The organism is Streptococcus sp. V940 (assembly GCF_054353495.1).
In genome coordinates this window covers 1,052,787-1,078,081 of sequence record NZ_JBTHHZ010000001.1, presented here as the reverse complement: position 1 = coordinate 1,078,081, position 25,295 = coordinate 1,052,787, and the positions used below count along the sequence as shown (strand labels likewise).

Genomic DNA, 25,295 nt, shown 5'->3' with positions numbered 1-25,295 from the left:
GTAAGAAATCAACTAGAAAAGGTTCATACATATGTCACGTCAAACACCGTCCCTCTCATTTGAAGTTTTCCCTCCAAACCCAGAAGTAGGCAATGACAAAATTATTGCAGCCCTGAAAGACATGCAGGGCTTGGCACCACACTTCATCAGTGTGACTGCTAGTAATAATAAATTTAATATCAAAGAGACGACGGTTCGTTTGGCAGACTATATCCAAAATGACTTGGAGATCCCAACCATTGCTCACTTGCCAGCTATCTATTTGACTAAGGATAAGGTGGCTGAGACCATTGCGGATTTGGATAAAGTTGGTGTTCAGAAAATTTTGGCTTTGCGTGGGGATATCATTCCAGGTGTTGAGCCACAGAAGGATTTCCGTTACGCAACAGACTTGATTGAGTTTATTAATGAACAGGCACCACATTTTGATATCATTGGAGCTTGTTACCCTGAAGGACACCCTGATTCGCCAAACCAAATCTCAGATATTCAAAATCTCAAGAGAAAAGTGGATGCAGGATGCTCAAGTCTGGTCACTCAGCTATTCTTTGATAATGAGCGTTTCTACGATTTCCAAGACAAGTGTACCTTGGCAGGGATTGATGTTCCCATTCATGCAGGAATCATGCCAATCCTCAATCGTAACCAAGCGCTTCGTCTCTTGAAGACTTGTGAGAATATCCATCTCCCACGTAAATTTAAGGCTATCTTGGACAAGTATGAGAATGACCCTGAGTCACTCAGAGCAGCAGGACTTGCCTATGCCGTAGACCAAATCGTGGACTTGGTAACGCAAGACGTAGCAGGCGTGCATCTCTACACCATGAACAACGCAGACACTGCTCAGTACATTCACCAAGCAACCCATGCCTTGTTTAATCACCAACCTTAAAATAATCAAAAGCAAACCATTCTTCTTTTCATAGCAGAATGGTTCTTTTTTTATAGAAAAGACCGTACTTTTTAAGAAAAATATGATAAAATAGACTCTGTACGTACTTGATACAAAGATGAGGGTATTTAGGTTATAACGATTTTTTAATAGTCGATTAATTTTTAATCAAAATCTGAAAATTGGTGTCTATAAAAAATACGAACGAAGTGAGTATTAAAAGATATTTCACGCTATAGTGAAATTCCTGGGATTTCTAAAATCATCCACTGGATAATTTTACCTCCCGTCCGCACTGTTTCAGTGAAATATCAAAAAGATTCATAATAGAATTTTGGCCTCATTTCTTAGGAAAAAAGATAAGCTTCCTAGCACTCATCGAGTGCGGCGTCACCTTCCTATTTTTCTACAGAAATGTTCGGCAAACCGAACCGTCCAAAATATCCTGATTTTTGTAGGCAAGGCGTATAATTTTATCAATCCAAAGGGGATTAAAATGACAAAACATGTGTTTCAAACGACTTTTGCGGGTCGTGAGTTGATCGTAGAGACTGGTCAGGTTGCTAAGCAAGCAAATGGCTCTGTTGTGGTACGTTACGGTGAGTCAACTGTCTTGACTGCTGCCGTTATGTCTAAGAAGATGGCAACTGGGGATTTCTTCCCACTTCAAGTCAACTACGAAGAAAAAATGTATGCGGCTGGGAAATTTCCTGGTGGCTTTATGAAACGTGAAGGACGTCCTTCAACAGATGCGACTTTGACAGCGCGTTTGATTGACCGTCCAATCCGTCCCATGTTTGCGGAAGGTTTCCGTAATGAAGTGCAAGTCATCAATACAGTTCTTTCTTACGATGAAAATGCATCTGCACCAATGGCAGCTATGTTTGGTTCATCCTTGGCACTTTCTATCTCAGATATTCCATTTGACGGTCCAATTGCTGGGGTACAAGTGGGTTATATCGATGGCCAAATCATCATCAACCCAACTCAAGAACAAGCAGAGCAATCTCTTCTTGAATTGACAGTAGCTGGTACTAAGCACGCTATTAACATGGTAGAGTCTGGTGCCAAAGAATTGTCAGAAGAAATCATGTTGGAAGCCCTTCTCAAAGGGCACGAAGCTGTCAAAGAATTGATTGCCTTCCAGGAAGAAATCGTTGCGGCAGTTGGTAAAGAAAAAGCAGAAGTTGAATTGCTTCATGTAGATGCTGACTTGCAAGCTGAAATCATCGCAGCCTACAACAGTGACCTTCAAAAAGCTGTTCAAGTTGAAGAAAAATTGGCGCGTGAAGCTGCAACTCAAGCAGTGAAAGACCAAGTCACAGCAGTTTACGAAGAAAAATATGCAGACCACGAAGAATTTGACCGTATCATGCGTGATGTGGCTGAAATCTTGGAACAAATGGAACACGCAGAAGTGCGCCGTTTGATCACAGAAGACAAGGTTCGTCCTGACGGTCGTAAGGTCGACGAAATCCGTCCTTTGGATGCGGTTGTTGACTTCGTTCCCCGTGTGCACGGTTCAGGTCTCTTTACTCGTGGACAAACTCAGGCTCTTTCTATCTTGACTTTGGCGCCAATGGGTGAAACGCAAATCATCGATGGTTTGGATCCAGAGTACAAGAAACGCTTTATGCACCACTATAACTTCCCACAATACTCTGTAGGGGAAACTGGACGTTACGGTGCACCAGGTCGTCGTGAAATTGGTCACGGTGCTCTTGGTGAGCGTGCTCTTGCTCAAGTCTTGCCAAGCTTGGAAGAATTCCCATACGCTATCCGCCTAGTAGCAGAAGTCTTGGAATCAAACGGTTCTTCATCTCAAGCCTCTATCTGTGCCGGAACTCTTGCCCTTATGGCTGGTGGTGTGCCAATCAAGGCACCAGTAGCAGGGATTGCTATGGGACTTATCTCAGATGGTAACAACTATACAGTATTGACAGATATCCAAGGTTTGGAAGACCACTTTGGAGATATGGACTTTAAGGTTGCAGGTACTCGCGACGGGATTACAGCCCTTCAAATGGATATCAAGATCCAAGGGATTACTGCTGAAATCTTGACGGAAGCTCTTGCTCAAGCCAAGAAAGCTCGTTTTGAAATCCTTGATGTGATCGAAGCAACTATTCCAGAAGTTCGTCCAGAATTGGCTCCAACTGCACCGAAAATTGATACCATCAAGATTGATGTTGACAAGATTAAGATTGTCATCGGTAAGGGTGGAGAAACCATCGATAAGATCATCGCTGAAACAGGCGTTAAGATTGACATCGACGAAGAAGGTAACGTATCTATCTACTCTAGCGACCAAGCTGCCATCAATCGTGCTAAAGAAATCATTGCTGGTTTGGTTCGTGAAGCGAAAGTGGACGAAGTCTACCATGCCAAAGTTGTTCGTATCGAGAAATTTGGTGCCTTTGTCAACCTCTTTGATAAGACAGATGCCCTTGTACACATCTCTGAAATGGCTTGGACACGTACCAATAATGTAGAAGACTTAGTTCAAATTGGTGATTTTGTCGATGTGAAGGTTATTAAGATTGATGAAAAAGGTCGTGTAGATGCTTCTATGAAGGCACTCTTGCCACGTCCGCCAAAACCTGAACGTTCAGAAGAAAAAGGGGAAAAAGGTCATCGTCATGGCGATCGTCCTCGTCACCACCACAAGGACCACAAACCTAAGAAAGAAACTACAGAAACACCAAAAGACTCAGAATAAGAAAGGAGAAATGTATGGGATGGTGGCGTGAAACCATTGATATCGTAAAAGAAAATGATCCAGCGGCTCGCACTACCTTGGAAGTCTTGCTGACTTATCCTGGTGTCAAGGCCTTGGCTGCTCACCGTCTCTCTCATTTTCTCTGGAAACATGGCTTTAAGCTTTTAGCTCGTATGCACAGCCAGTTTTGGCGTTTTTGGACGCAGATAGAGATTCACCCAGGAGCTCAGATTGAATCAGGTGTCTTTATTGACCATGGGGCAGGACTTGTGATTGGGGAGACAGCTATCGTTGAAAAAGGTGTTCTTCTCTACCACGGAGTGACTCTCGGTGGGACAGGTAAGGATAGTGGCAAACGCCATCCGACTGTTCGCAAAGGAGCTCTTATCTCTGCTCATGCCCAAGTCATTGGACCTGTAGAAATCGGTGAAAATGCCAAAGTCGGTGCCGCTGCTGTCGTTGTGGCAGATGTTCCTAGCGATGTAACGGTTGTCGGCATTCCTGCTAAGATTGTTCGAGTTCACGGGCAAAAGGATGAACCAACCATTCACGAAGTCGAAGAAAAACGTGAATACTACGTCAATAAACTTGAGCATGCTAGAGAAGCCAGTCACAGGTCGTCGGGGTTGTAGAGAGTAGTAATGCTTTAGGTAGGAGGTTAGGTAAATGCTATTAGAAGAATTCGAAAATGTACCTGCTGTTATCGAACCAACTGATCGAAGTATTCGTGGTGGCGGAGAAATCTGTGATACGATTATTTTATCTTTTAATGGAGAAATCGTTGAACGAGTAAAGCAGTTTGAAGATGTTTACGAAGGTGGCTATCTAACCAATCTAAATGGTAGATTTCCATGGTATATCTATGAAAAAGATGGGAGTAAGGTAGCAGTTGCTATAGCTACGATTGGAGCCCCGATGGTTGTTGGACTCTTAGAAGAACTTAAAGCAAGAGGATTTAAGAACTTTATTGTTTTGGGTTCTTGCGGAGTTCTAGATCAGTCTATTCAGGCAGATAAGATTATCCTACCAAGTTCAGCTCTACGTGATGAAGGTACAAGTTACCATTACGCTCCTGCAAGTGATGAAATAGCTTATGATGAAACTCTACTCTTAACCATAGAAGAAGCTTTAAACAAATCTGATATTGAGCACATTCGAACAAAGGCTTGGACCACAGATGCTTTCTATCGTGAAACAGCTGATAAGGTCAAACGTAGACTTGCAGCAGGTGCGACTGTTGTAGATATGGAAGCCTCAGCAATCATGGCTTGGGCACAATTTCGACAAGCAAAAGTTTATCAATTTTTTTATACAGCTGATTATGTTGACCATCATAATCATGAGTGGGATGCAAGATACGAAGAAAGAAAAGCAGATGCTATGACTTTCTTTGAGATAGCATTAGTAATTGCTAGAGAGTTGGATTGAAACAACTCTTTACGATAAACAAGACACAGAAAGGAGTCAGTGAGTGATTAAAATCTATGACACCATGTCTCGTGATTTGCGAGATTTTGTCCCAATCGAGGACGGCAAGGTTAAGATGTATGTCTGTGGGCCAACTGTATACAATTATATCCACGTAGGGAATGCCCGTTCGACAGTAGCCTTCGATACCATTCGTCGCTATTTTGAATACCGTGGCTACGAAGTAGCCTACATTTCCAACTTTACGGATGTGGATGACAAGATTATCAACCGTGCTAAGGAAGAAGGTATCACACCTCAAGAAGTCGCGGATAAGTACATCGCTGCCTTCCGTGAAGACGTGACGGCTCTTGGTGTTAAGCCTGCGAATCGTCATCCTCGTGTAGTGGAGTTTATGGCTGATATCATCCGCTTTGTGGAAGACTTGATTGAAAAGGGATATGCCTACGAGAGTCAAGGGGATGTTTACTTCCGTGTGGAAAAATCCCATAACTATGCTAAGTTAGCCAATAAAACCCTAGAAGACTTGGAGTTAGGTGCTTCAGGTCGTACCGATGAAGAAACGGCTCGCAAGGAGAATCCTGTAGACTTTGCTCTTTGGAAAGCAGCCAAACCAGGTGAGATTTCTTGGGACAGCCCTTGGGGTCCTGGTCGTCCAGGCTGGCATATCGAGTGTTCGGTTATGTCAACGGAGATTTTGGGTGATACTATCGATATTCACGGTGGTGGAGCTGACCTTGAGTTTCCACACCACACCAACGAAATTGCCCAGTCAGAAGCCAAGACAGGTAAGACCTTTGCTAACTACTGGATGCACAATGGTTTTGTCAACATTGACAATGTCAAGATGTCCAAGTCTTTGGGTAACTTTATTACGGTACACGATGCCCTCGAAACGATCGACGGCCAAGTGCTTCGTTTCTTCTTTGCGACTCAGCATTACCGCAAACCTATCAACTTTACGGAAAAGGCTGTGCGTGATGCCGAGACCAATCTCAAGTATCTGAAGAACACTTATGAGCAACCATTTACTGGAACTGTAGATGCAGAGGAGTTGCAAGCTTTTAAAGATAAGTTCGTAGCTGCAATGGATGAGGATTTCAATACGGCTAATGGTATCACAGTCGTCTTTGAAATGGCCAAGTGGATCAACTCAGGAAACTATGATGCAGCGGTTAAGGAAGCTCTTGCGGCTATGTTAGAGGTCTTTGGTATTGTCTTTGTTGAGGAAGTTTTGGATGAAGAGATTGAAGCCTTGATTCAAAAACGCCAAGAAGCGCGTGCCAATCGTGATTTTGCGACAGCTGACCAAATCCGTGACCAACTAGCTGCTCAAGGAATTAAGCTACTGGATACCAAGGATGGAGTGAGGTGGACACGTGATTGATGTCAATCTCATTAACGGGATTGCGCTAGCCTTTGAAGGAGATGCAGTATACTCTATGTATATTCGCCGTCACCTCATCCTAAAAGGTATGACCAAGCCCAATAAACTCCACCAAGAGGCAACCAAGTATGTGTCGGCCAAGGCTCAGGCACGCTTGATTTCCCTTATGTTAGAAGAAGAAGTCCTAACGGAAAAAGAAGAAGAAATCTATAAACGGGGTCGCAATACCAATAGTCATACCAAAGCAAAAAATGCGGATGTGGTGACCTACCGTATGTCTACAGGTTTTGAAGCGGTCATGGGTTATCTTCATATGACCGAAAATGTGGAGCGCCTAGAAACCTTGATTTCTTGGTGTATCCAAAAAGTGGAGGGCTAGGAAATGATTGCAAAAGAATTACTAGACTGGTTTCCACAAGCTCAAATCGTAGACCAGCCAATTGATAAGGAAGGTTTTCTTACGCTGCCAGTCTCCTCGCAACAGTGGATTTTACTGGAGAAAGTTGGACTAAGTGAACGTGAGAAACAGTTGGTAGCTCTCCTGACCCAGCAAGAGCAAACGATCTCGCTCAATCCTTGGTATAGTTATTTGATTGAGGGCAAGGGACAAGCACCGCAAAGTTTTAAAAAGCTACAAGTTGTCTATTGTCACCTTTCCTATTACCAACAGGAAAACTTGACTTCTTGGTTGGATATGATGAGAACCCTCTTTCCTAATTGCGAGACAGTGCTTCAGGTGGGAGCTCAGGATTACCTGTTTGTTCTCCAACAGGACAAATACACTTCTGTTCGCTCAATCCTAATGGATACCTTGGAAGCTGTAGAGTACGACTTTGGGGTTCGCTTATCCATCATGCTGGGGCAGGTTTGGTCGCAAACAGGAAATCAGAGTTTGATAGACTTAATCAAAGCAGAACGTGACTTGTTCAAAAATTGGTGGCGACAAGGACACCAAGGATTCCATACGTTTTCTCAGCTCTACCTTTGGAGTATGGGTGAAAAAATGGTGGATCTTGGTTTGATCAAAGATTATCTACACCAGATGATTTTGGACCAGGATCAAATTCAGGAAATCATTCTCTCCTTATGGGAAAATAGTGCAGTCCTAACTAAAACAGCACAACAACTGTATTTGCACCGCAATTCTCTCCAATACAAGATTGATAAATGGGAAGAGTTGACAGGGCTTCAGTTGAAAGAATTGACAGATTTGACCTTGTGTTATCAATTGATTTTACCAGATATTATTTAAAGTTTTGTGCAAGTTGCACAGAACTTTTTTATTTTTTTGGTCACCTTGCCATAGAAATGTAAAGCGTTTTCATTTATAATAAAGCTATCAAAAATTAAAGGAGTTCACCGAAATGGTAGAATTAAATCTTAAAAACATTTACAAAAAATATCCAAACAGCGAACACTACTCAGTTGAAGACTTCAACTTGGACATCAAAGACAAAGAATTTATCGTTTTCGTAGGACCTTCAGGATGTGGTAAATCAACTACTCTCCGTATGATTGCAGGTCTTGAAGACATCACAGAAGGTACTGCATCTATCGACGGCGTTGTTGTCAATGACGTAGCTCCAAAAGACCGTGACATCGCCATGGTATTCCAAAACTACGCTCTTTACCCACACATGACTGTATACGATAACATGGCTTTCGGTTTGAAATTGCGTAAATACAGCAAAGACGACATCGACAAACGTGTACAAGAAGCAGCTGAAATTCTTGGTTTGAAAGAATTCTTGGATCGTAAACCAGCTGACCTTTCAGGTGGTCAACGTCAACGTGTTGCCATGGGTCGTGCGATCGTCCGTGATGCTAAGGTATTCTTGATGGACGAACCTTTGTCAAACTTGGATGCAAAACTTCGTGTATCTATGCGTGCTGAAATCGCTAAAATCCACCGTCGTATCGGAGCTACAACTATCTACGTAACTCACGACCAAACAGAAGCGATGACACTTGCAGACCGTATCGTTATCATGTCAGCTACTAAAAACCCTGCTGGTACTGGTACTATCGGACGTGTTGAACAAATCGGTACTCCTCAAGAAGTTTACAAAAACCCAGTTAACAAATTCGTAGCAGGATTCATCGGAAGCCCAGCTATGAACTTCATCAACGTAAAATTGATCGGTGACCACATCGTTGGTGACGCCTTTAACTTGAAAGTTCCAGAAGGTGCTTTGAAAGTTCTTCGCGATAAAGGTTACGAAGGTAAAGAATTGATCTTCGGTATCCGTCCAGAAGACGTGAACGCAGAACCTGCTTTCCTTGAAACATTCCCAGAATCAGTTGTGAAAGCAACTATCTCTGTATCAGAATTGCTTGGTTCAGAATCTCACCTATACTGCCAAGTTGGTAAAGATGAATTCGTTGCTAAGGTTGACGCACGTGACTACTTGCAAGCTGGTGCAACTGTGGAACTTGGATTTGACTTGAACAAAGCTCACTTCTTTGACGTAGAAACTGAAAAGACAGTTTACTAAGATAGATTTGAATAAAACAACACTGCTAGAGTTTTTCTAGTAGTGTTTTTTTATAAAGTTTAGAAACTCGGATAGAAGGAGACTTTACTAGTTTTCTTATTCACTAAAAAGTGTTAAAATGGTAGGAAGAACTGGAGAGTATGCATGCCAAAAGAAGTAATTTATTCTGGCGATGAAGTCGTCGCTTTAACGCAAAAATATTTATCGAAAGAAGATGTGGCTTTTGTCCATAAGGCCTTGGTTTATGCTGTAGAGTGCCACAGTGGCCAATATCGTAAATCAGGCGAGCCTTACATTATCCACCCTATCCAGGTAGCAGGTATCTTGGCTAAGCTCAAGTTGGACGCTGTCACTGTTGCCTGTGGTTTTTTGCATGACGTGGTAGAAGACACAGATGCTACTTTGGATGATTTAGAGCGCGAATTTGGCCATGATGTTCGAGTGATTGTAGACGGTGTTACCAAGCTTGGTAAGGTTGAATACAAGTCTATAGAAGAGCAGTTGGCTGAGAATCACCGCAAGATGCTTATGGCCATGTCAGAGGATATCCGCGTTATCTTGGTCAAGCTCTCTGACCGCCTGCACAATATGCGTACCCTTACTCATCTTCGTAAGGACAAGCAAGAACGTATTTCCCGAGAAACCATGGAAATCTACGCGCCACTTGCTCACCGTCTGGGGATTTCAAGTGTTAAGTGGGAACTAGAGGATCTTTCCTTCCGTTACCTCAATCCGACAGAGTTTTACAAGATAACTCATATGATGAAGGAGAAACGTCAAGAACGTGAAGCCTTGGTCGATGAAGTTGTGACGAAACTCGAGGAGTATTCATCTGAGCGCAATCTTACAGGAAAAATCTATGGCCGTCCTAAGCATATCTACTCTATTTACCGTAAAATGCAGGACAAGAAAAAACGCTTTGAGGAAATCTATGACCTGATTGCCATTCGCTGTATCCTAGATACTCAGAGTGATGTCTATGCGATGTTGGGTTACGTTCATGAGCTATGGAAACCAATGCCAGGACGTTTCAAGGATTATATTGCCAATCGTAAGGCCAATGGGTACCAGTCTATCCATACGACTGTTTATGGACCAAAAGGACCGATCGAGTTCCAGATTCGTACCAAGGAAATGCACGAGGTTGCTGAGTACGGGGTTGCGGCTCACTGGGCCTACAAAAAAGGAATGAAAGGCCAAGTTAATAGTAAAGAATCTGCCATTGGGATGAACTGGATCAAGGAGATGATGGAACTCCAAGACCAGGCGGATGATGCCAAGGAATTTGTAGATACGGTCAAAGAAAACTATCTGGCTGAAGAGATTTATGTCTTTACTCCAGATGGGGCGGTTCGTTCTCTTCCAAAGGATTCTGGACCGATTGACTTTGCCTATGAGATTCATACCAAGATCGGGGAAAAAGCGACTGGTGCCAAGGTCAATGGCCGTATGGTTCCTTTGACAACCAAGCTGAAAACGGGTGACCAGGTTGAAATCATCACCAATCCAAATTCATTTGGACCAAGCCGTGACTGGCTCAATATGGTGAAGACCAGCAAGGCCCGTAACAAAATTCGTCAGTTCTTTAAAAACCAGGATAAAGAATTATCCATCAATAAAGGCCGTGAAATGCTGATTAGTCAGCTCCAAGAAAACGGCTATGTGGCCAATAAATTTATGGACAAGCGCCACATGGATGAAGTCCTTCAAAAAACCAGCTACAAGACAGAAGAAGCCCTTTTTGCAGCCATTGGTTTTGGAGAAATAGGAGCCATTACCGTCTTCAACCGTTTGACGGAAAAAGAACGTCGTGAAGAAGAGCGTGCCAAGGCTAAGGCAGAAGCAGAAGAACTGGTCAAGGGTGGCGAAGTCAAGGTAGAGAACAAGGACACGCTTAAGGTGAAGCATGAGGGTGGAGTTGTCATCCAAGGTGCTTCTGGGCTCTTAGTCCGGATTGCCAAATGTTGTAACCCTGTTCCAGGTGATGATATCGTTGGTTATATTACCAAAGGTCGCGGAGTTGCCATCCACCGTGTGGACTGTATGAACCTTCGTTCACAGGAAAACTATGAGCAACGTCTGCTAGATGTTGAATGGGAAGACCAATTCTCAACCAAGGAATATATGGCTCATATCGATATCTATGGACTCAACCGTTCTGGTCTTTTGAATGATATCTTGCAAGTCCTTTCAAACACAACTAAGAATATCTCGTCAGTTAATGCCCAACCGACCAAGGATATGAAATTTGCCAATATCCATGTATCCTTTGGAATTTCTAACCTTTCCATGCTGACAACGGTAGTTGATAAGATTAAGAGTGTACCAGAAGTCTACTCAGTCAAACGTACAAATGGTTAAGTTGACTCGATAGGTCTAGAAAGGATTTTTTATGAAAATCATTGTTCAGCGAGTCAAGCAAGCTCAGGTCTCCATTGAGGGGCAGGTTTATAGCCAAATCAAGCAAGGTTTATTACTCTTAGTGGGTGTTGGACCTGAGGATCAGCAAGAGGATTTGGAGTATGCAGTCAGAAAACTGGTCAATATGCGGATCTTTTCGGATGACGAAGGCAAGATGAACCTATCTGTTAAGGATATCCAAGGAGAAATCCTCTCTATCTCTCAATTCACTCTGTTTGCTGATACCAAAAAAGGCAATCGTCCAGCATTTACAGGCGCCGCTAAACCAGATATGGCTGAGGCCTTCTATCAAAATTTTAACCAGGAACTAGCCAAAGAGGTTCCTGTTGAAACAGGTGTCTTCGGAGCAGATATGCAGGTAGAACTGGTCAATGATGGCCCAGTAACCATCATCCTTGATACAAAAAATAGATAAGAAAAGCCAAGCTTGTTAGCTTGGTTTTTTTGTTTATCTATAAAATCCCTAAAAGACAAAGCTTCTAGGGATAAGGGGGTCAGTTCATTTTTTCAACATAGAGTTGCTTAGCGATTTCGAGGCTGACTTGAAGTTCTTCGTGGTTATGAATCAGAGTAAAAGTATTACTGAAGCCATCGAACTGCTTGACTTGGAGTTGGTCACCAATATTGATGCCATGTTTTTCCAAATATTGAAGAAGTTCAAAGCTGTCATGAACTCTTGTCAGAAGGTAGGTTCCTGCTTCTTTGATATCAGAAAGTGGTAGGTTATTGATCTCAACCAGAAGTTCACCCTTGGCTGGAATAGTACCACCATGAGGACAGGTCTTTGGAAAACCTAACATACTTTCCAATCTCTCCACAAAAAGGTCTGATACAGTATGTTCTAGAACTTCAGCTTCTTCGTGAATTTGGTCACTGGTATAGTCTAGATGGTGGACCAGGAAAACCTCAATCAGACGATGTTTACGATAAAGCTCTGATACAAGTGTTAGACCAATATCGGTTAGCAAGTATCCTTTTTTCTTGTCTTTTAAGATGAGATTTTCAGACTGCATGCGCTTGATCATTTCGGTTACCGCTGGAGGAGATACCTGCATTCGAGCAGCAATTTCCTTATTGGTAATCTTAGGAACATCCATGCCAATCTCATAAATACATTTTAAGTAGTCTTCTTTATTTGGTGTCATTCGCATTTCCTTGTTTATTATCTCCATCTAGTATACCAAAAAAAGCTAGATTTCTCTAGCTTCTTGCTACAAGAGCTGGACTTAGTTGAGTTCTTTTGCAGCTGCAATAGCGGCTTCAAAGTCTGGCTCGCTATTGATATTATCCACGTATTCGACGTAGCGGATGGTATTATCGGCATCGAGAACAAATACGGCTCGAGCGAGCAGATGCCACTCATTGATTAAGAGGGCGTAATCTCGTCCAAAGGAGTGGTCGAAGTAGTCTGAAAGCATGATGGCGTTCTCAATTCCTTCAGCCCCACACCAGCGTTTTTGAGCAAAGGGGAGGTCCATAGATACCGTTAGGACAACAGTGTTGTCTAAGCTAGCCAATTCTTGGTTAAATCGACGAGTCTGTAGCGAGCAGATATCTGTATCGATAGAAGGAATGACACTCAATATTTTTTTCTTGCCTTCAAAGTCAGCCAGTGTTTTTTTAGAGAGGTCAGTCGTTGTGAGAGAGAAATCAAGTGCCTTGTCTCCTACTTGTAGTTGTTTTCCCGTAAAAGTCACAGGGTTTCCAAGGAATGTAGTCATAAGCTACTCCAATCTTTTTTCTTTCATTTTACCTTTAATGGTCAGAATTTACCAATAATTTGACCGTAAAAAAACGCCAATTCAAGATGACTGACGTTTTTAAAATGATTATTTAGACAAACCTTCAGCAATCTTGTCAAGGTTGTATTTCATCATGTTGTAGTAGCTATCACCTTCTTTACCTTCTTCAGCGATTGAGTCCGTAAAGATTTGTGCGTAAATTGGAATATTTGTGTCTTGTGAAACAGTCTTCATTGGACGGTCATCGACACTTGATTCAACAAAGAGTGATGGAACTTTTGTTTGGCGAAGTTTTTCAACCAAAGTCTTGATTTGGTCAGGTGTTCCTTCCTCTTCGGTGTTGATTTCCCAGATGTAGGCACTTGGGACACCGTAAGCTTTTGAGAAGTATTTGAAGCATCCCTCGCTGGTTACGATGAGTTTCTTGTCCGCATCAATAGCGTTAAATTTCTCTTTGGCTTCCTTGTCAAGCTTGTCTAGTTTTTCAGTGTATTCTTTGAGATTTTTTTCGTAGAATTCCTTGTTGTTAGGGTCTTTAGCGATGAGTTGCTTAGCAATGTTTTGCGCATAAATGATCCCGTTTTCTAGGTTGAGCCAAGCATGTGGGTCTTCTTTCCCTTTTTCATTTTGGCCTTCTAAGTAGATGATATCAACGCCTTCACTAACTGCAAAGTAGTCCTTGTTTTCAGTTTTCTTGGCATTCTCAACTAATTTTGTAAACCAGGCATTTCCACCTGTTTCAAGGTTGATGCCGTTGTAAAAGATTAAGTCGGCCTGCGACGTTTTTTTGACGTCTTCAGGAAGAGGCTCGTACTCGTGTGGATCTTGTCCAACAGGAACGATACTATGAAGATCAATCTTATCTCCAGCGATATTTTTAGTAATATCAGCAATGATAGAGTTTGTTGCTACGACCTTTAATTTTTGGCCAGAAGCTGCATCTTTCTTTCCAGTAGAACATGCTACAAGAGCAATGACAGAAAGAAAGAGAACCAGCAATGCACCTATTTTTTTCATTAGATTCCTCCGAAAGGGTTTCCCTTTATTTATTGATTTTTTTATTTTTCAGCTTCAGATAACGTTGTTTTGGTGCGATAAAGAAACTGATGAGAAAGAAACTTGCAGATGTCAGCACGATACTTGAACCTGCAGCCAGGTTAAAGCTATAACCAATAAAAAGTCCCAAGACAGAAGCTAGAGCTCCCAAGCCTGATGAAAGAAAAATCATGCTCTTAAGACTATTGGCGTAGAGATAAGCTGTCGCAGCTGGGGTAATCAGCATGGCTACGATAAGGATAGTTCCGACACTTTGCATGGCAGTCACTGACACTAGAGTCAAGAGTACCATGAGTAGATAGTGGTAGAAATTAACAGGCATGCCCATAGCCTTGGCTAGGAGTTCATCAAAGGATGTAATCAAGAGTTGCTTGAAGAAAATCCCTATGATCAAGAGAATGAGTGCTCCCATGCCGATAGTAATATACATGTCTATGTCTTGCACGGCCAAGATATTCCCAAAGAGAATATGGAAGAGGTCAGTCGAGCTTTTAGCCACGCTAATCAAGATGATACCTAGAGCCAAGAAAGATGAAAAGGTAATCCCAATGGCAGTGTCGCTCTTGATAATAGAGTTCCCCTTGATGTAGGTGATGATGATAGAGGCAAGCAGTCCAAAGATGATAGCTCCAATAAAGAAGTCAATTCCTAAAATAAAAGAAAGAGCTACCCCTGGTAAGACAGCGTGCGAGATAGCATCCCCCATAAGGGACATCCCACGGAGAATGATAAAGCATCCAACCGCTCCAGCAACAATACCAATCACAACAGCTGTAATCAAGGCATTTTGTAGAAAGTGGAAATTCTGCAATCCATCGATAAATTCTGAAATCATAGGTCACCTCCATTGAAAAAGAGTCGGTCACCATAAGCTTGTTTGAGATTGGCTTGGGTGAAGGTCTCCTTTGTTGGACCAAAGGCTATCAGCTCCTTATTAAGAAGGAGTACCTGGTCAAAATAATGGGCAACCTTGCCGAGGTCATGGTGGACGATAAGGACCGTCTTGCCAGCTTTTTTCAAATCTCTCAGCGTATTCATGATGATTTCTTCACTGACAGAGTCAATCCCCACAAAGGGCTCGTCTAAGAGAATATAATCAGCATCTTGAACGAGACAGCGGGCAATCAAGACACGCTGGAATTGGCCACCAGAAAGTTGACTAATCTGGCGTTCTGCATAGTCTGAGAGTCCAACAATTTCTAGTGCTTCAGCCACCTTTTCCCAGTGCTTTGCCTTCAAGGTGTGAAAGAGTGGAATGGATGGATAGAGTCCCAGAGAGACACACTCTTTTACCTTGATAGGGAAGTTGTAGTCGATATGAATTTTTTGCTCGACATAGGCAACTTTCTTAAGAGATTTTTTCATTTCTTTATCATCGATAAAAGCATGTCCTTCATGTGGGATAATACCCAACATACTTTTTAATAAGGTTGATTTTCCAGCGCCGTTTGGACCAAGAATTCCGGTAATCGTTGGTCCTTGGAGCACTAGTGAAATATCCTTTAGTGCCAACGTTTCTTTGTAGGAGACACTGAGGTTTTCGATACGTATCATACAGTTGTATTCCTCCCGAATTTTAATATACCTTAATTTTATTTTTAAGTCAAGTTAATTTTGGTAAAAATTTAAAATATTAATGTTGAAATCAAATAGGAGGAGACGGCATTTTTAATTGCATTCCCCAGGGATTTTTGCTAAGCTAAGAATAAGTGAAATTAGGAAAGCGAGAACAATATGACACGTTATCAAGATGATTTTTATGATGCCATAAATGGTGAATGGGAAAAGACTGCTGTTATTCCAGCAGATAAATCGAGAACAGGTGGTTTTATCGACCTTGACGAAGAAATTGAAGAGTTGATGCTAACGACGACGGACAAATGGTTGGCAGGAGAAGATGTGCCAGAAGATGCCATCTTAGCAAACTTTGTCAAATACCACGCTATGGTGAGAGATTTCGATAAGCGAGAAGCAGATGGAATTGAGCCAGTCCTTCCTTTGCTTAAGGAATACCAAGATTTGGAAAGTTTTGCGGATTTCGCAAGCAAATTAGCAGAGTTTGAATTAGCTGGTAAACCAAACTTCCTTCCATTTGGTGTTTCACCAGACTTTATGGATGCTAGAACCAATGTTCTCTGGGCTAGTGCACCAGGAACTATCTTGCCTGATACAACCTACTATGCGGAAGACCATCCTCAGCGTGAGGAATTATTGAACCTTTGGAAAGAAAGTACTTCTAATCTCCTCAAAGCCTATAACTTCTCAGATGAAGAAATCGCAGATTTGCTAGAGAAACGATTGGAATTGGACCGCCGTATCGCAGCTGTCGTACTTTCAAACGAAGAGAGTTCAGAGTATGCCAAACTTTACCATCCTTATTCTTATGAAGATTTCAAAAAGTTTGCACCTGCCCTACCTCTCGATGACTTCTTCCAAGCTGTGATTGGACAAACTCCAGATAAGGTTATCGTAGATGAAGAACGTTTCTGGCAAGCAGCAGAGCAATTCTATAATGAAGAAGCTTGGCCTCTACTCAAAGCAAGCTTGATCTTGAGTGTGGTTAATCTTTCAACGAGCTATTTGACAGATGAGATTCGTATCTTGTCAGGTGCCTACGGCCGAGCTCTTTCAGGAGTTCCAGAGGCTCAAGACAAGCGCAAGGCAGCTTACCATTTAGCTCAAGGACCATTCAAACAAGCCCTGGGTCTTTGGTATGCCCACGAAAAATTCTCTCCAGAAGCCAAGGCAGACGTAGAGAAAAAAGTGGCGACCATGATTGATGTTTATAAGGAGCGTTTGGCTAAAAATGACTGGCTGACTCCTGAAACTCGAGAAAAAGCCATCGTCAAACTCAATGTCATCAAGCCTTATATCGGTTATCCAGAAGAACTGCCAGCCCGCTATAAGGACAAGGTTGTAGATAAATCTGCTAGTCTCTTTGAGAATGCTCTAGCCTTTGCGCGTGTAGAAATTAAACACAGCTGGAGCAAGTGGAATCAGCCGGTTGACTACAAGGAGTGGGGAATGCCTGCTCATATGGTCAATGCCTACTACAATCCACAAAAGAACTTGATTGTCTTCCCAGCTGCCATCTTACAGGCACCATTCTATGACTTGCATCAGTCATCTTCTGCCAACTATGGTGGTATTGGTGCGGTTATTGCCCATGAAATTTCTCACGCCTTTGATACTAATGGAGCTTCCTTTGATGAAAATGGAAGTCTCAAGGATTGGTGGACTGAGAGCGATTATGCAGCCTTTAAAGAAAAAACACAGAAGGTTATCGACCAGTTTGATGGTCAAGAATCTTACGGTGCAAAAATCAATGGGAAATTAACTGTATCCGAAAACGTTGCCGACCTTGGAGGAATCGCTGCTGCCCTTGAAGCAGCTAAGAGAGAGCCAGATTTCTCAGCTGAAGAGTTCTTCCATAACTTTGCTCGTATCTGGCGTATGAAAGGTCGCCCAGAGTTGATGAAACTCATGGCTAGCGTTGACGTACACGCGCCAGCTAAACTCCGTGTTAACGTCCAAGTGCCCAACTTCGATGACTTCTTTACAACCTATGATGTCAAAGAAAGCGACGGAATGTGGCGTGCACCAGAAGACCGTGTGATTATTTGGTAATCAAAAAACCAAGGATGATTGTCCTTGGTTTTTATGTTTTAGAAAAATGGATTAAAGGTTTTTTCGTGAGCGATGGTCGTAGCTGGACCATGTCCTGGATAGACATCGTAGTTTGGAAGAGTAAAGAGCTGGGTTTGGACACTATGAAGGAGTTGTTCCATACTACCAGTTGGCAAATCTGTCCGACCAATGGTTTCTCGGAAAAGGGCATCTCCCGTTAAGACCAAGTGTCCATCTGGGAAAACCAATGAAACTCCACCGATAGAGTGGCCTGGCGTTGGTAAGACTGTGAAGCGGAATTCTTCAATCTGGTATTCTTCATGAAAGACATAAGTGTGTTCAGCTGGTTTGCAGATGACATCCGCCATATCATCGTGTCGAGGGAGTCCTGAAAGGTTGTCAACAGGAGTATAGAGCCAAGAAGCTTCACTTTCTGCCACATAGACTGGAGGATTTCCATAAGTATCTCTGACCAAGTCAAGACTCATAATATGGTCGTAGTGAGTGTGGGTCAGAAGAATGGCACAGACCGGTTTGTTGATGGTTTCGATAGTCTTGCGAATGGCCTCCCAGTTGCTACCAGGATCAACCACGATCAGGTGTTGGTCTCCTTCGAGATAATAAGTATTTTCATAGGCAACAGGATTTACGGTTTTATGGATTTTCATAGGATTTCCTCTTTCAAAGAATTTACAATTTCTAGTATAACACAGAAGCACAAAATAAGGAATCGATCAATAAGAAAGTCCCTCCATAAAAGAAGGGACTTTTTAATTCATTAAAAATGATTTTTCCAGGCTTGGAAGCGGGCATCCAGTAGGAGTTGTGTCAGATTTTTTAAGATTTCAACTTGCTCGGGCTCTAGAGTTTGTGCCTGGGAAACAAGTTGTCGAACATGTTCGATCGCGTTTTTTGAAGATAGTTCATTAATGGAGCTAATTCCAGACTCTAGGATGGTTCCAAAGAAGAGATCAAAGTAGAGTTCTAATTCCTCATCGGGAACACTATCCACCCATTCTTTAAGAGTGTCTTTGATTTGGAGACTTTCGCTACTGATGGCCTCTAGTTGGACAAAGTGGTGTCCTTCAGTTAGCCAGCTGAAAGTATTGTGTTGAGCGATACCACCTAAGGCCAGACTGCGCACAACAATAGGAGTATCAGGGACTTCTAGCATCATGCCAATGACAGATCCCTGTGGGACATAGCGGCGAATTTTTGGAATAACATCTTGATAACCAGTGGTTTCAGTCAGATGAGCCTGCAAGCCAGGGGCATCGTAAGTATAAACTGCAGATATTTTTTCTTGCAATTCAGGTTGGATTTGACTTGCAGCATAGACGGCTAGATTTCCACCTTTAGAATGTCCAGCAACCATGACTTTTTGTTTTGGATGTTGGGTAAAGAAATCCTCCAAGTATTCAAGAGCATGTTTTTGGGCAGGGATTTCCTTCATATAGGTCATATGGAAATCTTCCTTCCAGCCAATAATACTGTCGTCTGTGCCACGAAAGACAATGAGATAGGTATCTAGATTCAGACGATAAGTCATAGCAGCGAATTGTTTTTGGAGTTCTACATCAATATCATTAACAAAGTTAGAAAGCTTGCTATTTTTAAAACGCTTGTGTTGGGAGAGTTGGTCTAAGAGTTGTAGACGTTCTTTATTGGTCAACATGGTGCTTTCTCGTGGGACACGTGTTGCGACATCGCTTAAACGATTGACGGATTGGTCTAATAAGTTATCAAAAGGAAGATAAGTCAGCTCTGTCAAAGCAAGTACATCCAGTTCATTTAAGGGAACATCATAAAAAGAATCGTATTGAACATCAGTTAGATAGTCAAAAATATTGGCCATGAGAATTCCTTTCTTAACTTTTATCATATCAGATTTGCATCAATTTCGCTAGTAGTCAGAAGAATTTTGCTATAATATAAAAAAAGGAGGAGCAGATGCATAAGATTTTACTAGTAGAAGATGATCCAGTAATCCGTCAGCAAGTTGGGAAAATGCTCTCTGAATGGGGTTTTGAAGTAGTCATGGTAGAAGACTTTATGGAAGTTCTGACGTTATTTGTTCAGTCTGAGCCTCATCTGGTCCTGATGGATATTGGATTGCCTCTCTTTAATGGTTATCATTGGTGTCAGGAAATTCGCAAGATTTCCAAGGTTCCTATTATGTTTCTGTCTTCAAGAGACCAGGCTATGGACATCGTGATGGCTATTAATATGGGAGCAGACGATTTTGTGACCAAGCCTTTTGACCAGCAGGTCCTCATAGCCAAGGTGCAGGGCTTGTTACGTCGCTCCTATGAGTTTGGGCGGGATGAAAGTCTTTTAGAATATGCAGGAGTTATCCTCAATACCAAGTCTATGGATGTGCATGTCAATGGCAAAGCTATCAGCCTAACCAAGAATGAATTTCAGATTTTACGAGTTTTATTTGAGCATGCAGGAAATATCGTAGCTCGTGATGATTTGATGCGAGAACTCTGGAACAGTGACTTCTTTATCGATGACAATACCTTATCTGTTAATGTCGCTCGCTTGCGCAAAAAACTGGAGGAAGAAGGCTTGATTGGTTTTATCGAAACCAAGAAAGGGATAGGATACGGGTTAAAACATGCTTAATTGGAGACAATTTTTTCTAGCCTATCTTCGCTCACGGATTCGTCTTCTAGTCTTCATTTTTTTGATTAGCTTCCTTGCCCTCGCCTTTCACATTTTATTTACAAATCTAGGTTCTTACTTTCTTTACTTCTTTCTGCTTTGTAGTTTTCTAACCTTTTTATTTTTCATCTGGGATATCCTAGTAGAAGCAGAAGTTTATCGTAAGGAAATGCTTTATTCTGAAAGAGAACCAAAATCTCCTTTAGAATGTGCTCTAGCAGAAAAATTGGACGAACGCGAAGCTGAGCTTTATCAAAAGAAATCAGAAGCGGAAAGCAAGCTAACAGATTTACTAGACTACTATACCTTGTGGGTGCATCAAATCAAGACCCCCATAGCAGCAACCCGTCTATTAGTGGCAGAAGTTTCTGAACGAGAGCTTAAGCGACAATTGGAACAAGAAATTTTCAAAATTGATTCTTATACCAACTTGGTTTTGCAATATCTACGCTTAGAAAGCTTCCATGATGATTTGGTTTTGAAGAAAGAAAATATAGAAGATCTGGTCAAGGAAGTCATTCGCAAATATGCCATTTTCTTTATCCAGAAAGATCTAAGTATTAATCTGCATGACTTGGATAGAAGGATTGTGACGGATAAGAAATGGCTGTTGGTAGTCATTGAACAAATCCTGTCAAATAGCCTCAAGTACACAAATGAAGGTGGGGTTGAAATTTACATGGATGGTTCAGACCTTTGTATCAAAGATACTGGGATTGGTATCAAAAACAGTGATCGGTTGCGAGTCTTTGAACGTGGATTTTCAGGATATAATGGTCGAATGACCCAGCAGTCATCTGGACTTGGGCTCTATCTAACCCAGAAAATTAGCCAAGAATTAGGACATCAGATTCAAATAGAATCCGAGCTTGGGCAAGGAACAACGGTGAGGATTAAGTTCTCTGAAGTGAATTTACTGATTGAATGAAAAGAATTGTGAAGAGCTTGGAAGAAACCTTTCAAGCTCTTCTTTAGACCTTGATATAGTGAGAAAAAAGGCTTCAATTAGATAAAAATGTAATCTTACAAAAATGTAAGATTAAAGGCCTCTTTTGTAAGGTTATGTTATGGCAAGCCATCTTTTTTTGGAGTAAAATTAGAGCATAAAGAAAAAGGAGAGAAACCATGAAAACAATTTTACAAAAGAAACATACAAGTAAGCCGAGTCCAAAGGATATCGAGCGAGTTCAAATCGGCATCGAAATGATGCAAGCTCAGTTTCAATTAATGGGATATTAAAAAGGAGAAGTTAAAATGATACTATTAGATGTAAAACACGTTCAAAAGATTTATAAAACTCGCTTTCAAGGCAACCAAGTAGAAGCCCTGAAAGATATTCACTTTACCGTTGAAAAAGGCGACTACGTTGCTATCATGGGTGAGTCTGGGTCTGGTAAATCTACTCTACTCAATATTCTTGCTATGCTTGACAAGCCAACGCGTGGGCAGGTCTTCCTAAACGGAACTGACACAGCTACCATTAAAAATTCAGAAGCATCAAGCTTCCGTCGTGAAAAGTTAGGCTTTGTCTTCCAAGACTTCAATTTGTTAGATACGCTTTCTGTTAAAGACAATATCTTACTCCCTTTGGTATTGTCTAGAAAGCCTATTACAGAAATGATGAAAAAATTGGTCGTGACGGCCGAAAATCTTGGTATCAATCAATTGCAGGAGAAGTACCCTTATGAAATCTCTGGAGGGCAAAAACAAAGGGTTGCAGTTGCACGGGCTATCATCACAGAACCAGAAATTCTCCTTGCTGATGAACCAACAGGAGCCCTTGATTCCAAGTCATCGGCAGCCTTACTCGATGTTTTTGATGAAATCAATGAACGTGGCCAAACCATTCTCATGGTAACCCACTCAACGGCAGCAGCCAGCAGGGCCAAGCGTGTTCTCTTTATCAAGGACGGCATTCTTTACAACCAAATCTACCGTGGAGACAAGACAGAGCGTCAGATGTTCCAAGAAATCTCTGACACCTTGACTGTTATGGCAAGTGAGGTGAACTAGTATGTTTCGATTAACCAATAAGTTGGCCATTTCCAACTTAATCAAAAACCACAAACTCTATTATCCCTTTGCACTGGCTGTTCTCTTGGCAGTCACCGTCACCTATCTCTTTTACTCTCTAACCTTCAATCCAAAGATTGCAGAAATCCGTGGAGGTGAAACGATTCAAGCTACTCTTGGATTTGGTATGTTTGTCGTCACCCTTGCGTCAGCCATTATCGTCCTCTATGCCAATAGTTTTGTCATGAAAAATCGTTCTAAGGAACTAGGAATTTATGGCATGTTGGGCTTGGAGAAGCGCCATCTGATTAGTATGACTTTTAAGGAACTCTTGATATTTGGGCTTGTAACAGTCACTGCTGGGATTGGGATTGGTGCTCTCTTTGACAATCTGATTTTCGCTTTCTTGCTCAAACTGATGAAATTAAAGGTTGAACTGGTCGCTACCTTCCAGATGAAAGTTGTCATTACAGTACTTGTTGTTTTTGGTTTGATTTTCCTAGGCCTCATGTTCCTGAATGCCCTTCGAATCGCCCGTATGAATGCCCTCCAGCTCTCACGTGAGAAAGCAAGTGGAGAGAAAAAAGGTCGCTTCCTTCTTCTCCAAACCATTCTTGGTTCCATTAGCTTAGGGATTGGCTATTATCTTGCCCTTACGGTAAAAGATCCCCTTACAGCTCTCACAACTTTCTTCCTAGCTGTTTTGCTGGTTATCTTTGGGACCTATCTCTTGTTTAATGCAGGGATTACAGTTTTTCTACAAATCTTGAAGAAAAACAAGAAATATTATTACCAACCAAATAATCTCATCTCAGTGTCTAACTTGATTTTCCGTATGAAGAAAAATGCGGTTGGACTGGCAACTATCGCAATTTTGTCAACCATGGTTTTGGTAACCATGTCAGCAGCGACAAGCATTTTCAATGCCTCAGAAAGCTTTAAAAAAGTTCTAAATCCTCATGATTTTGGGGTTTCAGGGCAAAATGTTGAAAAAGAAGATTTGGACAAACTCTTGAGCCAGTTTGCAAGTGACAAAGGTTATACGATTAAAGAGAAAGAAGTGCTTCGTTATACTTACTTTGGTGTTGCGAACCAAGAAGGAACTAAGTTAACCATTTTTGAAAAAGGACAAAACCGTGTCCAACCCACAACAGTTTTCATGGTATTTGACCAAAAAGATTATGAAAATATGACTGGTCAAAAACTGTCTCTATCAGGAAATGAGGTCGGACTCTTTGCAAAGAATGAGGGAGTTAAAGAACAGAAGGCTCTAACTCTAAATGATCATCAATTTTCTGTAAAAGAAGAATTTAATAAAGATTTCATTGTCAACCATGTCCCAAATCAGTTTAATATTTTGACTGCTGATTACAATTACCTTGTTGTGCCTGATTTACAAGCCTTTTTGGATCAATTCCCAGATTCGGCTATCTATAATCAGTTTTACGGTGGCATGAATGTAAATGCCAGCGAAGAAGAACAACTCAAGGTCGCTGACGAGTATGAAAAATATCTACAAAAGTTTAATGCTCAATTAAACACTGAAGGTAGCTATGTTTATGGTAGTAATCTATCAGATGCTAGTGCTCAGATGAGTGCCCTCTTTGGTGGTGTTTTCTTTATCGGTATTTTCCTATCCATTATCTTTATGGTCGGAACTGTTCTGGTCATCTACTATAAACAAATCTCAGAAGGTTATGAAGACCGTGAACGCTTTGTCATCCTGCAAAAAGTAGGTTTGGACCAAAAACAAATCAAGCAAACTATTAACAAGCAGGTCTTGACCGTCTTCTTCCTCCCTGTAATCTTTGCCTTTCTTCACTTGGCATTTGCCTATCATATGTTAAGTTTGATTCTTAAGGTCATTGGGGTAGTAGATACAGCAATGATGTTAAGTGTAACACTCTCTATTTGTGGTATCTTTGCTCTCATCTACGTACTTATCTTTATGATTACTTCAAGAAGCTATCGCAAGATTGTTCAAATATAGAGACAGAAGCATCAAAAAATCAACAACTGAAATAGTTGTTGATTTTTAGGTGGCTGAGATTTTGTTCCAGGTTAAATGGTTTATTTCTCAACACGCGATTTGTTGGCGATATCAGCTAGGATTGCTGCTACAAACTCACCATGTTTAAACATTAAACTGCATCTTCTTATATAGGAGATGCAGTTTTTTGTTCTTAGAAAAAGGTAACTGGAATTTCTTCCTTTCTCTATCTTTTAAATTGATTGAGTTCTTCATAAAAAGGTTGTAAAATTTTTGATATAATATCAAGGATGGACTGATGGATAGTAAAAAGATAATGTTCAAAAGAATGACAGGTGAGAATTAAAAATATGTCAAATTGGACAGATGTCTCTCTACCATCATCCATGCAGAAACAAGATTATATGAAATAAAAGGAGTAACCAATGTCCGGAAACTATTCAACACGTGAATACCGTGAGAAATTATATGATGACCTTCATGTTCGATTAAGAGATACAGTGATTTTGATGTGTGCGATTTTTATTGCCTCTATAGGTCTAAATATGAATTCAACAGCTGTCATTATAGGAGCCATGCTGATTTCCCCTCTTATGACACCGATTGTTGGACTGGGGTTTGGTTTAGCTATTTTTGATACGCGTTTAATCAAGCAATCTCTAGAGGTTTTATTTACTCAAGTATTGGTCAGTTTGCTTGTATCGACTCTGTATTTCTGGATTTCTCCCTTATCTTATGCAAGTAGCGAGTTGATTGCACGAACCTCTCCAACCATTTGGGATGTTCTCATTGCTATCGCGGGTGGGATAGCAGGTTTCATTGGTTCAAGGAAAAAAGAAGCAAACAATATCGTACCAG

23 protein-coding genes are annotated in these 25,295 nt (G+C 41.4%); 16 read left to right on the top strand and 7 right to left on the bottom strand.

The genetic code is table 11. From position 1 onward, the window contains the following. The first annotated feature begins 31 nt into the window (after positions 1 to 31). From metF to dtd, 10 genes are all read left to right on the top strand, one after another. Positions 32 to 892 carry a methylenetetrahydrofolate reductase [NAD(P)H] gene (gene metF, locus ACXYSM_RS05380; RefSeq protein WP_320693958.1) on the top strand — a complete coding sequence of 287 codons (861 nt, stop codon included), beginning with the start codon at positions 32 to 34 and terminating at the stop codon, positions 890 to 892. A gap of 496 nt (positions 893 to 1,388) precedes the next feature. Beyond that, complete coding sequence (pnp, locus tag ACXYSM_RS05375; RefSeq protein ID WP_458634620.1) at positions 1,389 to 3,611, top strand: polyribonucleotide nucleotidyltransferase; 2,223 nt, start codon at positions 1,389 to 1,391, stop codon at positions 3,609 to 3,611. Positions 3,612 to 3,625: 14 nt separating this feature from the next. Then, the gene (cysE, locus tag ACXYSM_RS05370) at positions 3,626 to 4,243 is read left to right on the top strand and encodes a serine O-acetyltransferase (protein WP_004251281.1); all 618 of its coding nucleotides are present in this window, start codon (positions 3,626 to 3,628) and stop codon (positions 4,241 to 4,243) included. A gap of 34 nt (positions 4,244 to 4,277) precedes the next feature. Continuing rightward, positions 4,278 to 5,039 carry a nucleoside phosphorylase gene (locus ACXYSM_RS05365; protein ID WP_254723961.1) on the top strand — a complete coding sequence of 254 codons (762 nt, stop codon included), beginning with the start codon at positions 4,278 to 4,280 and terminating at the stop codon, positions 5,037 to 5,039. A gap of 43 nt (positions 5,040 to 5,082) precedes the next feature. Beyond that, positions 5,083 to 6,426 (top strand): cysteine--tRNA ligase, encoded by a 1,344-nt coding sequence (cysS, locus tag ACXYSM_RS05360; RefSeq protein ID WP_458634619.1) that lies wholly within the window; start codon positions 5,083 to 5,085, stop codon positions 6,424 to 6,426. Then, a complete protein-coding gene (locus ACXYSM_RS05355) occupies positions 6,419 to 6,805 on the top strand; it encodes a Mini-ribonuclease 3 (RefSeq protein ID WP_004251273.1) in 387 nt (128 codons plus the stop codon). The genes cysS and ACXYSM_RS05355 overlap by 8 nt, the downstream gene beginning before the upstream one ends. Positions 6,806 to 6,808: 3 nt before the next feature. Continuing rightward, entirely contained in the window at positions 6,809 to 7,678 is an 870-nt protein-coding gene (locus ACXYSM_RS05350; protein ID WP_458634618.1) for a helix-turn-helix domain-containing protein, read from the top strand. 112 nt (positions 7,679 to 7,790) lie between these two features. Beyond that, positions 7,791 to 8,921 (top strand): ABC transporter ATP-binding protein, encoded by a 1,131-nt coding sequence (locus tag ACXYSM_RS05345; RefSeq protein ID WP_074324849.1) that lies wholly within the window; start codon positions 7,791 to 7,793, stop codon positions 8,919 to 8,921. A 144-nt stretch (positions 8,922 to 9,065) separates the two neighbouring features. Beyond that, positions 9,066 to 11,282 (top strand): RelA/SpoT family protein, encoded by a 2,217-nt coding sequence (locus tag ACXYSM_RS05340; protein WP_004251252.1) that lies wholly within the window; start codon positions 9,066 to 9,068, stop codon positions 11,280 to 11,282. Between the two features lie 31 nt (positions 11,283 to 11,313). Then, entirely contained in the window at positions 11,314 to 11,757 is a 444-nt protein-coding gene (gene dtd, locus ACXYSM_RS05335) for a D-aminoacyl-tRNA deacylase (protein WP_458634617.1), read from the top strand. A 79-nt stretch (positions 11,758 to 11,836) separates the two neighbouring features. Here dtd and ACXYSM_RS05330 read toward each other — a convergent pair whose 3' ends face one another. The 5 genes from ACXYSM_RS05330 to ACXYSM_RS05310 all read right to left on the bottom strand — a co-directional run bounded on the left by ACXYSM_RS05330 (position 11,837) and on the right by ACXYSM_RS05310 (position 15,694). Next, complete coding sequence (locus ACXYSM_RS05330) at positions 11,837 to 12,487, bottom strand: metal-dependent transcriptional regulator (RefSeq protein WP_458634616.1); 651 nt, start codon at positions 12,485 to 12,487, stop codon at positions 11,837 to 11,839. An 81-nt stretch (positions 12,488 to 12,568) separates the two neighbouring features. Beyond that, positions 12,569 to 13,063, bottom strand: coding sequence for a thiol peroxidase (gene tpx, locus ACXYSM_RS05325; protein ID WP_458634615.1), 495 nt, complete (start codon positions 13,061 to 13,063; stop codon positions 12,569 to 12,571). A 108-nt stretch (positions 13,064 to 13,171) separates the two neighbouring features. After that, positions 13,172 to 14,101, bottom strand: coding sequence for a metal ABC transporter substrate-binding lipoprotein (locus ACXYSM_RS05320; RefSeq protein ID WP_458634614.1), 930 nt, complete (start codon positions 14,099 to 14,101; stop codon positions 13,172 to 13,174). A gap of 25 nt (positions 14,102 to 14,126) precedes the next feature. Continuing rightward, positions 14,127 to 14,975 (bottom strand): metal ABC transporter permease subunit, encoded by an 849-nt coding sequence (locus tag ACXYSM_RS05315; protein ID WP_458634613.1) that lies wholly within the window; start codon positions 14,973 to 14,975, stop codon positions 14,127 to 14,129. Then, positions 14,972 to 15,694, bottom strand: coding sequence for a metal ABC transporter ATP-binding protein (locus ACXYSM_RS05310; RefSeq protein ID WP_458634612.1), 723 nt, complete (start codon positions 15,692 to 15,694; stop codon positions 14,972 to 14,974). The genes ACXYSM_RS05315 and ACXYSM_RS05310 overlap by 4 nt, the downstream gene beginning before the upstream one ends. 180 nt (positions 15,695 to 15,874) lie before the next feature. Here ACXYSM_RS05310 and ACXYSM_RS05305 point away from each other — a divergent pair, with 180 nt between their 5' ends. Then, positions 15,875 to 17,767, top strand: a complete 1,893-nt coding sequence (locus ACXYSM_RS05305) for a M13 family metallopeptidase (RefSeq protein ID WP_458634611.1) — start codon at positions 15,875 to 15,877, stop codon at positions 17,765 to 17,767. 38 nt (positions 17,768 to 17,805) lie between these two features. Here the strand turns inward: ACXYSM_RS05305 and ACXYSM_RS05300 are convergent, their stop codons facing one another. Both ACXYSM_RS05300 and ACXYSM_RS05295 read right to left on the bottom strand, forming a co-directional pair. Continuing rightward, the gene (locus ACXYSM_RS05300; RefSeq protein ID WP_458634610.1) at positions 17,806 to 18,435 is read right to left on the bottom strand and encodes an MBL fold metallo-hydrolase; all 630 of its coding nucleotides are present in this window, start codon (positions 18,433 to 18,435) and stop codon (positions 17,806 to 17,808) included. Positions 18,436 to 18,545: 110 nt separating this feature from the next. Continuing rightward, entirely contained in the window at positions 18,546 to 19,622 is a 1,077-nt protein-coding gene (locus ACXYSM_RS05295; protein ID WP_373075756.1) for a DUF2974 domain-containing protein, read from the bottom strand. Positions 19,623 to 19,717: 95 nt separating this feature from the next. On the opposite strand from ACXYSM_RS05295, the gene ACXYSM_RS05290 reads away from it, so the two are divergent. The 5 genes from ACXYSM_RS05290 to ACXYSM_RS05270 form a co-directional block, all read left to right on the top strand. Then, a complete protein-coding gene (locus ACXYSM_RS05290; protein ID WP_458634609.1) occupies positions 19,718 to 20,395 on the top strand; it encodes a response regulator transcription factor in 678 nt (225 codons plus the stop codon). After that, the gene (locus ACXYSM_RS05285; protein WP_458634608.1) at positions 20,388 to 21,362 is read left to right on the top strand and encodes a sensor histidine kinase; all 975 of its coding nucleotides are present in this window, start codon (positions 20,388 to 20,390) and stop codon (positions 21,360 to 21,362) included. The genes ACXYSM_RS05290 and ACXYSM_RS05285 overlap by 8 nt, the downstream gene beginning before the upstream one ends. Before the next feature lie 326 nt (positions 21,363 to 21,688). Continuing rightward, on the top strand, positions 21,689 to 22,447 hold the full coding sequence (locus tag ACXYSM_RS05280) for an ABC transporter ATP-binding protein (protein ID WP_458634607.1): 759 nt from the start codon (positions 21,689 to 21,691) through the stop codon (positions 22,445 to 22,447). 1 nt (position 22,448) lies between these two features. Then, positions 22,449 to 24,437, top strand: coding sequence for an ABC transporter permease (locus ACXYSM_RS05275; RefSeq protein ID WP_458634606.1), 1,989 nt, complete (start codon positions 22,449 to 22,451; stop codon positions 24,435 to 24,437). A 425-nt stretch (positions 24,438 to 24,862) separates the two neighbouring features. Next, on the top strand, positions 24,863 to 25,295 hold a 433-nt coding region (locus tag ACXYSM_RS05270), incomplete at its 3' end, for a DUF389 domain-containing protein (protein WP_458634605.1).

Excerpts from the sequence above, each read along its gene's own strand:
- metF (WP_320693958.1), top strand. The coding sequence starts at position 32 with ATGTCACGTCAAACACCGTCCCTCTCATTTGAAGTTTTCCCTCCAAAC.
- pnp (WP_458634620.1), top strand. The coding sequence starts at position 1,389 with ATGACAAAACATGTGTTTCAAACGACTTTTGCGGGTCGTGAGTTGATC.
- cysE (WP_004251281.1), top strand. The coding sequence starts at position 3,626 with ATGGGATGGTGGCGTGAAACCATTGATATCGTAAAAGAAAATGATCCA.
- ACXYSM_RS05365 (WP_254723961.1), top strand. The coding sequence starts at position 4,278 with ATGCTATTAGAAGAATTCGAAAATGTACCTGCTGTTATCGAACCAACT.
- ACXYSM_RS05350 (WP_458634618.1), top strand. The coding sequence starts at position 6,809 with ATGATTGCAAAAGAATTACTAGACTGGTTTCCACAAGCTCAAATCGTA.
- ACXYSM_RS05345 (WP_074324849.1), top strand. The coding sequence starts at position 7,791 with ATGGTAGAATTAAATCTTAAAAACATTTACAAAAAATATCCAAACAGC.
- ACXYSM_RS05340 (WP_004251252.1), top strand. The coding sequence starts at position 9,066 with ATGCCAAAAGAAGTAATTTATTCTGGCGATGAAGTCGTCGCTTTAACG.
- dtd (WP_458634617.1), top strand. The coding sequence starts at position 11,314 with ATGAAAATCATTGTTCAGCGAGTCAAGCAAGCTCAGGTCTCCATTGAG.
- ACXYSM_RS05330 (WP_458634616.1), bottom strand. The coding sequence starts at position 12,487 with ATGACACCAAATAAAGAAGACTACTTAAAATGTATTTATGAGATTGGC.
- tpx (WP_458634615.1), bottom strand. The coding sequence starts at position 13,063 with ATGACTACATTCCTTGGAAACCCTGTGACTTTTACGGGAAAACAACTA.
- ACXYSM_RS05320 (WP_458634614.1), bottom strand. The coding sequence starts at position 14,101 with ATGAAAAAAATAGGTGCATTGCTGGTTCTCTTTCTTTCTGTCATTGCT.
- ACXYSM_RS05315 (WP_458634613.1), bottom strand. The coding sequence starts at position 14,975 with ATGATTTCAGAATTTATCGATGGATTGCAGAATTTCCACTTTCTACAA.
- ACXYSM_RS05310 (WP_458634612.1), bottom strand. The coding sequence starts at position 15,694 with ATGATACGTATCGAAAACCTCAGTGTCTCCTACAAAGAAACGTTGGCA.
- ACXYSM_RS05305 (WP_458634611.1), top strand. The coding sequence starts at position 15,875 with ATGACACGTTATCAAGATGATTTTTATGATGCCATAAATGGTGAATGG.
- ACXYSM_RS05300 (WP_458634610.1), bottom strand. The coding sequence starts at position 18,435 with ATGAAAATCCATAAAACCGTAAATCCTGTTGCCTATGAAAATACTTAT.
- ACXYSM_RS05295 (WP_373075756.1), bottom strand. The coding sequence starts at position 19,622 with ATGGCCAATATTTTTGACTATCTAACTGATGTTCAATACGATTCTTTT.
- ACXYSM_RS05290 (WP_458634609.1), top strand. The coding sequence starts at position 19,718 with ATGCATAAGATTTTACTAGTAGAAGATGATCCAGTAATCCGTCAGCAA.
- ACXYSM_RS05285 (WP_458634608.1), top strand. The coding sequence starts at position 20,388 with ATGCTTAATTGGAGACAATTTTTTCTAGCCTATCTTCGCTCACGGATT.
- ACXYSM_RS05280 (WP_458634607.1), top strand. The coding sequence starts at position 21,689 with ATGATACTATTAGATGTAAAACACGTTCAAAAGATTTATAAAACTCGC.
- ACXYSM_RS05275 (WP_458634606.1), top strand. The coding sequence starts at position 22,449 with ATGTTTCGATTAACCAATAAGTTGGCCATTTCCAACTTAATCAAAAAC.